We start from the raw sequence: 11,563 nt of genomic DNA on the forward strand, positions 1-11,563 counted from the left end.
AATCGAAACATCAGATCTCTTTCGCCAACAACCCCTGCACATATTCCACAAACGCCCGAGCCTTCGCACTGGCCATTCTGCCCGTGGGAAACACTGCCCAAAGGTCCTGATTCGGCAACGTCCAATCCTTCATCACTTCTCTGACCGCACCGTTAGCCAATTCCGGTGCAAACATCCATTCGGACGCCATGGTCAGCCCTTGATGGGCGAGCACGGCTGCACGCAGACCTTCGGCGGCGTTGACGCGGAATGCGCGATGGCTTTCGAGACGGCGGGTTGACCGATATTCAGGCGCCGGGCGGCGGCGGAAAACGAGCCGGTTTCCACCACGTAGACGAAGGTTTCCATTGCGGCGAGGCGGTCCATTTTGAGTCCTTGTGGAGATCAAATTGTGGGAGCGAGCCTGCTCGCGATGATGGCGGCACATCCAACATTAATGTGACTGACGGTCCGCCATCGCGAGCAGGCTCGCTCCCACAAGGGGATGGGTGTTGTTGGTTAGAACGCCGCTTTGCCTATCGAAGCCCCGCCGTCGACAAACAAGGTTTGCCCGGTGATAAACCCGCTCTGCTCGGACAACAAAAACGCAATCGCCGCGGCGATCTCCTGCGGCTGCCCCAAACGGCCCATCGGCACGCCAGCCAGATAACGCGCTTCACCTTCGCTGCCCGGCGGGTTGTTGGCGCGAAACAGTTCGGTTTCGGTCGGGCCCGGGGCCACGGCGTTTACTGTTACGCCGGTTTGCGCCAGTTCCAGCGCCCAGGATCGCGTGAAGCTAATCAGCGCCGCTTTGGCCGCCGCGTAAGCGGTGCGCTGCGTGATACCCAGCACGGTCAGGCTGGAGATGTTCACCACCCGACCCCAGGCCTTGGCGCGCATATTCGGCAGCAGTGCCTGAGTCGCCTGCAAGGCCGAATGCAGGTTGACCCGCATCACGTCGTCGAACGTGTCGAGGTCGATTTCCCCCAGCACCTGGGGGCGAACCAGCCCGACGTTGTTCACCAGTCCGTCGAACTCATAAGTCCTGGCCAGCTCCGCCAGCACTTCCTGAGTCAGTGCCCTGTCGCTCAGATCCAGCGGAAACAGAATGCCGGGAAAGCTCAGGTCGGGCGATCGGGCAATGCCGACCACCCGATGACCCATGCGGTCCAGGTGTTCGGCTACCGCGCGGCCAATGCCTTTGCTGGCGCCGGTGATGAGAAACGTACGTCGGGTCATTGCTCACTCCTTGAAAGAACATGCCGCGGCTCAGGCGACATTTGATCGGTTCAGCCGCGAATCGCATCCAGCATCGCGTCAGGCTCAGGACGCAGAGTGTAATCCGGGTTGACCTCGGCGTAACGGATCAGGCTGAGCGAAAGCATCCATTCTTGGGAAGAATGCTGCGGCCCGCAATCACACTCTGTAAAACAACCGAGCGTCGCGTTCCGGATTTTTGTGCTTGAGTAAAGATAACTCTAGGGTTACTTTTGTTTGGGCCTGAGCAAGGAGGCGAGTGGTGCAGAGCAGGCTATTGATCAAGGAGTTGGAGGAGGCCGGCTGGATACTGGATCGGATTACCGGCAGCCATCACCTCTTCAAACACCGATACAACCCGTACACGATACCCGTCCCTCATCCGAAAAAGGATTTGCCGATCGGGACGGTCAAAAGCATCAGGAGGCGAGCCGGGTTGCATTGCCCGGGAGCCAGTTACGCAGGAGATCCATAATGCAATATCCAATCTGTATCGAGTGGGGCGACGAGAGCACCGCCATCGGTATTCAGATCCCCGATATTCCAGGCGCCGTAACGGCCGGGGATACGTTTGAAGACGCCTACAACGCGGCGGTCGAGATTGCCCACATCATGCTTCAGGAGATTGCGGCTGACGGGGAGTCGATTCCCATGCCTACGTCTGCTGCCGCCCACCGTGGCAATCCGGACTTTGCCGACATGGGCTGGGGAATGCTTGAGCTGGACATCGCGCCGTACATGGGCAAAACCGAGAAGGTCAATGTGACGCTGCCCGGCTACGTGATCCAGCGTATCGATCGTTATGTGCGTGAGCACAATGTCAAAAGCCGCTCTTCATTTCTGGCAGATGCGGCGATGGAGAAATTGGTGCGGCACTGAGTGAAATCGAGACCATCGCCTTCGCGGGCGCCTGACCCTTGCCCGCGAAGCTATTGGTGGACTATGCCGTCGCCAACGAACGCTTTTCTGAAACACTCAAGAACCGCAACAACGCCAACAGCGGAAATGCGCTACCCACAATCACGATCCACAACCAGCCACCGTGTTCATACACCGCACTGGCCACCGAGGAGCCAAACGCGCCGCCGATAAAAATGCTGGTCATGTACAACGCATTCAGGCGGCTGCGGCTTTTGGCGTCGAGGGCGTAGACCGCGCGTTGGCCGAGCACCATGTTCATCTGCACGCAGAAGTCGAGTACCACGCCGGTGACCGCGAGGCCGATGACGCTGTAGACCGGATGGATGAACGCCGGCAGGAAGCTCAGGCTGGCGAACAAAAGGGCCAGCAGTGAAGCAATGCGAGTGTGGCCGGCATCGGCCAGTCGACCGGCGATGGGTGCGGCGATGGCGCCGATGGCCCCAACCAGAGCGAAGATTGCGATCTGGGTTTGCGACAAGCCATGATTGCGCGCCAGTTCCAGCGGCACGGCGGTCCAGAACAGGCTGAAGGTGGCGAACATGCACCCCTGATAAAACGCGCGCTGACGCAATACCGGTTGTTGAAGTAACAGAGTCCACAGGGAACCCAACAATTGACCGTAAGACGCACTGTGATCAGGTTGGCGCTTGGGAATCGTCAGCGCTAGCACGACGCTGATCGCCGCCATCAACACCGCCGCAATCACAAACATCGCGCGCCAGCCGAAGTGGTCAGCCACCACGCTGGACACCGGCCGCGCCAACAGAATCCCCAGCAGCAAACCGCCCATGATGCCGCCGACCACACGCCCGCGAGACTCTTCCGGTGCCAGATGCGCGGCCAGTGGGATCAGGATCTGCACCGACACCGAACTGAATCCCACCAGCAACGAGATCAGCAAAAACACGTTTGGCTGGTCGGTGAACGCAGCGCCCAACAGACTGGCAATCGCCACCACCGTGGTGATGATCATCAAGCGGCGGTTTTCCAGCAGATCACCCAGTGGCACCAGGAAGAACAGACCCAGCGCGTAACCGATCTGGGTCAGTGAAACGATCAGGCTGGCCATGGTGCTGGTCAGGCCGATGTCAGGTGCGATCAGGCCGATGATCGGTTGGGCGTAGTAAATGTTGGCAACGATGGCACCGCAGCAGAAGGCGAATAGCAACACCATGCCTCGGGTCATTGTTGCGGTGCCGTGGGGCACCTGGGTCGCTGGGTTCATAACGGGTCTCGCTGAGCAAAAGAGAATGCGCGCAGGCTAAAGGGCTATCGGATGGGCAGAAGAGGGTTTGGAGTGATAGCAATCATTCCGTTGCGGAATGAGTGACGGACGCGTGTGATGTCCATCGAGAAACCTTGCGTCAAAATATTGAGGTCCGATGATACATTCACCTACATCCTGTTCGATAGCGTGCTTATGTTCTCTCTTCACGTGTAAAAGTGCCGTTGAGATGCTGATGGCTCAGTCGATTTCGGCGCGCAAGGACAGCGTGACACCGCCGATGTAACTGCTTGGCGCAAACCCTGTGGGAGCGAGCCTGCTCGCGATAGCGGCGTGTCAGGCAACACATTTATCGAATGGATAAATGTCATCGCGAGCGGGCTCACTCCCACAGGGGATCTTCAGCGAACACGAGTTTTGTGTTCGACCACAAAAAAGGCGACCTTCTCAGGTCGCCTTTTTCGTGGGGCTCAGGAATTACTGACCGCTGTAGATCTGATCAAAAACCCCACCATCATTGAAGTGGGTCTTCTGCACAGTCCGCCAGTCACCAAAGGTCTTCTCTACCGACAGGAAATCCACTTTCGGGAAGCGGTCGGTGTATTTGGCCAGCACCGCCGGATCACGCGGACGCAGGTAGTTCGCCGCCGCAATTTCCTGACCTTCCGGCGACCACAGGTACTTCAGGTATTCCTCGGCAGCAGCGCGGGTGCCTTTCTTGTCGACTGTTTTGTCGACCACCGACACTGGCGGCTCGGCTTCGGCGGAGACGCTAGGGTAAATGACTTCGAACTGATCACGACCAAACTCACGGGCAATCATTTCCGCTTCGTTTTCGAAGGTCACCAGCACATCACCAATCTGGTTGGTCATGAAGGTCGTAGTGGCGGCGCGGCCACCGGTATCCAGCACCGGCGCTTGTTTGAACAGCTTGCCGACGAAGTCTTTGGCTTTGCTTTCGTCGCCACCGTTTTTCAGCACATAACCCCAGGCCGAGAGGTAGGTGTAGCGGCCGTTACCCGACGTTTTCGGGTTTGGCACGATCACCTGCACGCCGTCCTTGAGCAGGTCGGGCCAGTCTTTCAGGGCTTTCGGGTTGCCTTTGCGGACGATGAACACGGTGGCGGAGGTGAACGGCGCGCTGTTGTTCGGCAGGCGGGTGACCCAGTTGTCCGGGACCAGTTTGCCGTTGTCCGCCAGGGCGTTGATGTCGGTGGCCATGTTCATGGTGATGACGTCAGCCGGCAGGCCATCGATCACCGAACGCGCCTGTTTGCTGGAGCCGCCGAAGGACATCTGCAGGGTGATGTTTTCGTTGTGCTCGGCTTGCCAGTGTTTCTGGAAGGCAGTGTTGTAGTCCTTGTAGAAATCGCGCATCACGTCGTAGGAAACGTTAAGCAGGGTCGGTGCGGCCTGAGCCACGCTGGCCAGAGCCAGGCCAGCGGCCAGAAGTGAGGCGCCAAAGAGTTTTTTCACTGCGCATTCCTTGTTCGTAAAGTTTTTATTTAAAAGTGAGGCAATTTGCCAGCGACTATAACGGGGCTCGCATAGTCCTTTAAAGATTAAAAAGTACTTTGCTTATTCCATTTTCTTAAACAACGCATTCCCGCACCGTGAGCAGAACGCCGCCCCATGCTCGTGGTTGTTTTTCTTGCACACCGGGCAGTCATGTTGCAGTTGTTCGCCGCGCATCGCGTTGGCCAGTTCGGCGGTAAAAATCCCCGTCGGCACGGCGATGATCGAGTAACCGGTGATCATCACCAGTGACGAAATCACCTGACCCAGCGGCGTTTTAGGCACGATGTCGCCGAAGCCCACGGTGGTCAGCGTGACGATAGCCCAATAGATCCCTTTGGGAATGCTGGTGAAGCCGTGCTCCGGGCCTTCGATCACGTACATCAGCGTACCGAACACCGTCACCAGGGTGCAGACGCTGACCAGAAACACCACGATCTTCTGCTTGCTGCCGCGCAATGCGGACATCAGATAGTTGGCTTGCTTTAGATACGGACTCAGCTTGAGCACGCGGAAAATTCGCAGCATCCGAATGATCCGGATGATCAGCAGGTACTGCGCATCGGCGTAATACAGCGCAAGGATACCGGGCACGATCGCCAGCAAATCCACCAGTCCATAAAAGCTGAACGCATAGCGCAACGGCTTGGGTGAGCAGTACAGCCGCAGGCCGTATTCGATGGCGAAGATGACCGTGAAGCCCCACTCGATGTACGCCAGCACGTTGGCGTAGTTCTGGTGAATGGAATCGATGCTGTCGAGCATCACGATCACAATGCTGGCGAGGATGATCAACAGCAGGATGCCGTCGAAGCGCCGGCCGGCCTTGGTGTCGCTTTGGAAAACCATGACGTAAAGCTCTTCACGCCAGTTTTTGCTGCTGTCCATGGAAAACGCCTGAACCAATGATCAGCGAAGCCTAGGTTGATTCTCCTCCAGAGTGCAAGGCGTACGGGCGACAGCGGTCTTGCCGAGCATTTGAACAACCGTGCGGATCAGCCAGCAGGAAAGGATGAACGGCGCGGTCAGCGTTGGCAGACCGATGGCGGCAAACACCGGCGTCAGCAACAGCGCTGATGCAATACCGAGCAGCGGCAGCCAAGGTTTCTGGCGCTGCGAGCTGAAGGCGAGGGCGGCGAGTACGGCGTTATAGCCACCGAGGCCGATCAATGCGGTATAGAAGTCGTGATGCAGCATGCTCCAGCCCATGCCCGCCCCAGACGCCAACAACGCCCAGCAGAATGCGCGGCGATCAGCGATCAGCAAACCCACGGCAATCAGCGCACCGGCCAGCGGATGATCGAGGAACATCACCTGGCCGAGGCCTTTCAGTGGTGCGGCGAGCATGTTCAGCGTGTTGATTTCGATCAAGTGCGCATTTGTCGAGGGCGTGGCGAAGCACAGCAGCAACCAGCCCAGCCCCACGAAGGGCGCGGTGTAGGCAGGCAGGTATTGGCTGACCCGGACGCGTTTGAGCCACTGTTGAGTGAACATCGCGCTCAGGCCGCCAGCGGCGATGATCAGCGGCGGCAACATCGCTGACCACGGGAAATAAAGGCTCAGCAGCAAACCGAGCAAAACACCGTTGTAACTGAAGAGCCCGGCCTGCCGATCGGCCTTGGCGTAGCCGCGTCGTTGCGCGGTGAGCAACCCGGCGACACCGCCCAGCAGTGCACCGCCGAGCAGGGCAGGCGCGGTGAAAAGAATGGCCAACAGGCACAGCAGACCGCACAGCGGATGGCGCTGAAGAAAGATCTGGCTGAAGCCATTGAGCAGGGCAGTGGCCCAGTCGGGGCAGTGGGTGTTGAAGTGGTTGGCAGGCATTTTTTATCTGTGTGTCAAAGGGACCGAGTTGCCTGCATCGCGAGCAAGCTCGGCTCCTACAGGTCCTCCACGAACCGTAGGAGCCGAGCTTGCTCGCGATGGGGCCGGTATGGGCGCTAAATCAGCGTCTCTATGCGCAGAGAGTTAGTCGACCCCGGCTGCCCAAACGGCACACCCGCCGTGATCAATAACGTGTCGCCACGCTTGGCCATGCCCTGCGCCTGGGCAATCTCCAGCGCCGTTGAGCACACTTCATCCACCTGCCGCAGCCGATCATTGACCACCGAGTGCACGCCCCACGCCACCGTCAACCGGCGAGCGGTTTGCAGGTTCGGCGTCAGGTTGAGGATCGGTACCGTCGGCCGTTCCCGCGCCGCACGCAAACTCGAGGTGCCGGACTCGCTGTAATTCACCAGCACCGCCACCGGCAGCACATTGCTGATGCGACGAATCGCGCAGCTGATCGCATCAGAAACAGTCGCCTCAGCCTTCGGCCGGCTCACGTCGAGTTGCGCCTGATAGTCCGGGCCGTTTTCCACCTGACGAATGATCTTGCTCATCATCTGCACGGCTTCCAGCGGGTACTCGCCGGACGCGGTTTCCGCCGACAACATCACCGCATCCGCGCCTTCGGCCACGGCGTTGGCCACGTCGGTCACCTCGGCACGGGTCGGGGCAGGGGAGAAGCGCATCGACTCGAGCATCTGGGTCGCCACCACCACCGGTTTGCCGAGCTGACGGCAGATGGTGATGATGTTTTTCTGAATCTGCGGCACGCTTTCGGCCGGCACTTCCACGCCCAAGTCACCGCGAGCAACCATGATCGCGTCACTCAATTCGGCGATCTCGCGCAGTTGCGTCACGGCCGAAGGCTTCTCGATCTTGGCCATCAAAAACGCTTTGTCGCCGATCAGTTCGCGCGCCTCGCGAATGTCTTCCGGACGCTGCACAAACGACAGCGCGACCCAGTCCACACCCAGCTCCAGACCGAAGCTCAAATCGCGACGGTCCTTGGCGGTCAGCGGGCTCAGTTCCAGCACCGCTTGCGGCACGTTCACACCTTTGCGATCCGACAGCTCGCCGCCATTGAGCACGGTGGTGTCGATGGCGTCGGAGTACTTGGTGACCACGCGAAGACGCAGCTTGCCGTCGTCCAGCAACAGGTCCATGCCCGGTTCGAGTGCGGCAATGATTTCCGGGTGAGGCAGGTTGACCCGGCGTTCATCACCCGGTGTCGGGTCAAGGTCCAGGCGCAAAGCCTGACCGCGATGCAGTTGCACCTTGCCTTCGGCGAACTTGCCGACCCGCAGTTTCGGGCCTTGCAGGTCCATCAGAATGCCCAGCGGATAATTCAGCTGGCGCTCGACTTCGCGAATCCACTGATAACGCTGGGCGTGGTCGGCGTGATCGCCATGGCTGAAGTTCAGGCGAAAGATGTTGACCCCGGCCTGCACCAGCTCACGGATGTCGTCGATCCCTTTAGTGGCAGGACCGAGGGTGGCGAGGATTTTAACCTTCTTGTCAGGCGTCATTTTTAGGGCTCTCGAGAATCAGGATGGCACGGAAGTCGTTGACGTTGGTGCGGGTCGGCTCAGTGACGATCAGTGCGTCCAGCGCTTCGAAATAGCCGTAGCCATTGTTGTTGTCCAACTCGTCGCTGGCGCTCAGGCCGAGGGCGGCGGCGCGGGCGTAGCTGTCCGGGGTCATGATTGCGCCGGCGTTGTCTTCGGAGCCATCGATGCCATCGGTGTCGCCGGCCAGCGCGTAGACGCCGGGCAGACCTTTGAGGCTGTCGGTCAGACTCAGCAGGAATTCGGCGTTGCGTCCGCCACGGCCGTTGCCGCGTACGGTGACCGTGGTTTCGCCGCCCGAGAGGATCACGCAAGGCGCCGCCAATGGCTGACCGTGCAGCACGACCTGACGGGCGATACCGGCATGAACCTTGGCCACTTCGCGGGATTCGCCTTCCAGGTCGCCGAGGATCAGTGGACTGAACCCGGCCTGACGGCATTTCACCGCAGCAGCTTCAAGCGACTGCTGCGGGCGGGCGATCAGCTGGAAGTGACTGCGCGCCAGGCTCGGATCGCCGGGTTTGACCGTCTCTGATTCCGGGCTCTGCAGCCAGTTGCGCACCGAGAGCGGGACTTCGATGTTGTAGCGCTTGAGGATCGCCAGGGCTTCGGCCGAGGTGCTCGGGTCGGCCACGGTGGGGCCGGAGGCGATGACCGTGGCGAGGTCGCCCGGCACATCGGAAATCGCATAGGTATAAACAGTGGCAGGCCAGCAGGCTTTGCCGAGACGGCCGCCCTTGATCGCCGAGAGGTGCTTGCGCACGCAGTTCATTTCGCCAATGGTGGCGCCGGATTTGAGCAGGGCTTTGTTGATCGACTGCTTGTCGGCCAGGGTGATGCCGGCCGCGGGCAACGCCAGCAGGGCAGAGCCACCGCCCGAGAGCAGGAAGATCACGCGGTCGTCTTCGGTCAGATTGCTGACCAGTTCCAGCACGCGTTTGGCGACCGCCAGACCGGCAGCGTCGGGCACCGGGTGAGCGGCTTCGACCACTTCGATTTTTTCACACGGGGCGCCGTGACCGTAACGTGTCACCACTAGACCTGATACTTCACCCTGCCAGCAACGCTCCACCACTTGGGCCATGGCCGCGGCGGCTTTGCCAGCACCGATGACGATCACCCGACCGCTGCGGTCTTTGGGCAAATGGGCTTCGAGGACTTGCTGCGGATGGGCCGCGTCGATGGCTGTGGCAAACAGCTCGCGCAGGAATTGTTGCGGATTGACCGACATGGCGGGCTCCCGGATTTCTTGTTATTAGGGATATCGAGCCATGCACGGCCCCTGTAGGAGCAAGGCTTGCCCGCGATGCAGACACTGTGGTGTTTCTGCTGCACCGAGGCGATTCCATCGCGGGCAAGCCTTGCTCCTACAGAGGGCCAGGCAGGCCCTCGGTAGTGCGGGTCTTATTTATCGCGAATCGAGAAATTCGCCATGTGTTCCAGGCCCTTGATCAGCGCCGAGTGGTCCCAGTTGCTGCCACCGATGGCCGCGCAGGTGCTGAACACTTGCTGGGTGTTGGCGGTGTTCGGCAGGTTGATGCCCAGTTCGCGTGCGCCGGCCAGGGCCAGGTTCAGGTCCTTCTGGTGCAGGCTGATGCGGAAACCTGGGTCGAAGGTGCCTTTGATCATGCGCTCGCCGTGTACTTCAAGGATCTTCGAGGAGGCGAAACCGCCCATCAGCGCTTCACGGACCTTGGCTGGATCGGCACCGTTTTTCGAAGCAAACAGCAGGGCTTCGGCCACGGCCTGAATGTTCAGCGCCACGATGATCTGGTTAGCCACTTTGGCGGTTTGACCGTCGCCGTTGCCGCCCACCAGGGTGATGTTCTTGCCCATCGCCTGGAACAGCGGCAGAACGCGTTCGAAGGCATCGGCATCGCCGCCAACCATGATGCTCAGGGTCGCAGCCTTGGCGCCGACTTCACCACCGGACACTGGCGCGTCGAGGTACTGAGCGCCTTTTTCGTTGATTTTGGCAGCGAAGGCTTTGGTGGCGGTTGGCGAGATCGAGCTCATGTCGATCACGACTTTGCCTTTGCCGACACCGGCCGCAACACCGTCGGCGCGGAACAGCACGTCTTCGACCTGCGGAGTATCCGGGACCATGACGATGATGAATTCGGCTTCTTGCGCGACTTCTTTCGGGTTCGCCAGGGCGACGGCGCCACCGGCAATCAGGTCAGCAGGCGCAGGGTCGTGGTGCGCCGACAGGAACAGGTTGTGACCGGCTTTCTGCAGGTTCAACGCCATTGGGTGGCCCATGATGCCGGTGCCGATAAATCCGATTTTAGCCATGAGAAAATCCTCTTGTTTTTATTGCTGCTTCAAGCAAATAGGGGAGCGTTGCTTTTTGTAGGAGTGAGCCTGCTCGCGATAGCGGTATGTCAGGCAACATCAATGTCGAATGTGCTGGCCTCATCGTCGGAACGCCGCCCGGAGCAGGCTCGCTCCTACAGGGGATCTGCGTCAGATCGCGTTATGGGTTTTGAGCCAGCCCAAACCTGCTTCGGTGGTGGTCAGCGGCTTGTATTCGCAACCGACCCAACCCTGATAACCGATACGGTCCAGGTGTTCGAACAGGAAGCGGTAGTTGATTTCACCGGTGCCCGGTTCGTTACGCCCCGGGTTATCGGCCAACTGGATGTGGTTGATCTCGCCCAGGTGCGCGGCCATGGTGCGGGCCAGGTCACCCTCCATGATTTGCATGTGGTAGATGTCGTATTGCAGGAACAGGTTGGCGCTGCCGACCTGTTCGCGAATCGACAGGGCTTGCGCCGTGTTGTTCAGGTAGAAACCCGGGATATCGCGGGTGTTGATCGCTTCCATCACCAGTTTGATGCCCGCCGCTTGCAGCTTGTCGGCGGCGTATTTGAGGTTGGCGACGAAGGTTTTTTCCACGGAGGCGTCGTCGATGCCTTGTGGACGAATACCGGCCAGGCAATTGACCTGGGTGTTGCCCAACACTTTCGCGTAGGCAATCGCCAGGTCGACACCGGCGCGGAACTCTTCAACCCGGTCCGGCAGGCACGCGATACCGCGCTCGCCCTTGGCCCAATCACCGGCTGGCAGGTTGAACAGCACTTGGGTCAAGCCATTGGCATCGAGCTTGGCTTTGATCTCGGCGGAGCTGAAGTCGTAAGGGAACAGGTATTCGACACCACTGAAGCCGGCCTTGGCGGCAGCTTCAAAACGGGCAAGAAAATCCTGCTCGGTGAACAGCATGGACAGGTTGGCTGCGAAACGCGGCATGGTGGTCTCCCGTATGAGTGTG

Annotated in this window: 12 protein-coding genes and 1 pseudogene; 2 read left to right on the plus strand and 11 right to left on the minus strand. The window is 59.7% G+C overall.

Annotation, left to right across the window (positions count from 1 at the left end):
- Positions 1-10: 10 nt before the first annotated feature.
- From ACYZUA_RS10625 to ACYZUA_RS10635, 3 genes and pseudogenes are all read right to left on the minus strand, one after another.
- Positions 11-247 (minus strand): annotated as a pseudogene (locus ACYZUA_RS10625) (LysR substrate-binding domain-containing protein); the annotation flags it as partial.
- A complete protein-coding gene (locus ACYZUA_RS10630) occupies positions 193-366 on the minus strand; it encodes a helix-turn-helix domain-containing protein (protein ID WP_461963051.1) in 174 nt (57 codons plus the stop codon). The gene ACYZUA_RS10630 and the pseudogene ACYZUA_RS10625, both read right to left, overlap by 55 nt.
- Before the next feature lie 132 nt (positions 367-498).
- On the minus strand, positions 499-1,218 hold the full coding sequence (locus ACYZUA_RS10635) for an SDR family oxidoreductase (RefSeq protein WP_461963053.1): 720 nt from the start codon (positions 1,216-1,218) through the stop codon (positions 499-501).
- Positions 1,219-1,498: 280 nt separating this feature from the next.
- Here ACYZUA_RS10635 and ACYZUA_RS10640 point away from each other — a divergent pair, with 280 nt between their 5' ends.
- Positions 1,499-1,711: a type II toxin-antitoxin system HicA family toxin gene (locus ACYZUA_RS10640; RefSeq protein ID WP_461963054.1), complete on the plus strand. Its 213-nt coding sequence runs from the start codon at positions 1,499-1,501 to the stop codon at positions 1,709-1,711.
- A complete protein-coding gene (locus ACYZUA_RS10645; RefSeq protein WP_150655126.1) occupies positions 1,711-2,115 on the plus strand; it encodes a type II toxin-antitoxin system HicB family antitoxin in 405 nt (134 codons plus the stop codon). The genes ACYZUA_RS10640 and ACYZUA_RS10645 overlap by 1 nt, the downstream gene beginning before the upstream one ends.
- A 61-nt stretch (positions 2,116-2,176) precedes the next feature.
- On the opposite strand, the gene ACYZUA_RS10650 is transcribed toward ACYZUA_RS10645, so the two are convergent.
- The 8 genes from ACYZUA_RS10650 to hyi form a co-directional block, all read right to left on the minus strand.
- A complete protein-coding gene (locus ACYZUA_RS10650) occupies positions 2,177-3,382 on the minus strand; it encodes an MFS transporter (protein ID WP_461963056.1) in 1,206 nt (401 codons plus the stop codon).
- Positions 3,383-3,859: 477 nt separating this feature from the next.
- Positions 3,860-4,858, minus strand: coding sequence for a sulfate ABC transporter substrate-binding protein (locus ACYZUA_RS10655; RefSeq protein WP_461963057.1), 999 nt, complete (start codon positions 4,856-4,858; stop codon positions 3,860-3,862).
- A 102-nt stretch (positions 4,859-4,960) separates the two neighbouring features.
- Entirely contained in the window at positions 4,961-5,785 is an 825-nt protein-coding gene (locus ACYZUA_RS10660; RefSeq protein WP_461963058.1) for an ion transporter, read from the minus strand.
- 21 nt (positions 5,786-5,806) lie between these two features.
- Positions 5,807-6,721, minus strand: a complete 915-nt coding sequence (locus ACYZUA_RS10665; protein ID WP_461963059.1) for an urea transporter — start codon at positions 6,719-6,721, stop codon at positions 5,807-5,809.
- 116 nt (positions 6,722-6,837) lie between these two features.
- Entirely contained in the window at positions 6,838-8,253 is a 1,416-nt protein-coding gene (pyk, locus tag ACYZUA_RS10670; RefSeq protein ID WP_461963060.1) for a pyruvate kinase, read from the minus strand.
- Positions 8,243-9,523, minus strand: a complete 1,281-nt coding sequence (locus ACYZUA_RS10675) for a glycerate kinase type-2 family protein (protein ID WP_461963061.1) — start codon at positions 9,521-9,523, stop codon at positions 8,243-8,245. The genes pyk and ACYZUA_RS10675 overlap by 11 nt, the downstream gene beginning before the upstream one ends.
- Positions 9,524-9,696: 173 nt before the next feature.
- Positions 9,697-10,587, minus strand: coding sequence for a 2-hydroxy-3-oxopropionate reductase (locus ACYZUA_RS10680; RefSeq protein ID WP_461963062.1), 891 nt, complete (start codon positions 10,585-10,587; stop codon positions 9,697-9,699).
- A gap of 171 nt (positions 10,588-10,758) precedes the next feature.
- Complete coding sequence (hyi, locus tag ACYZUA_RS10685) at positions 10,759-11,541, minus strand: hydroxypyruvate isomerase (RefSeq protein WP_415770565.1); 783 nt, start codon at positions 11,539-11,541, stop codon at positions 10,759-10,761.
- Positions 11,542-11,563: the final 22 nt, after the last annotated feature.

This window comes from Pseudomonas sp. LS2P72, from assembly GCF_054897865.1.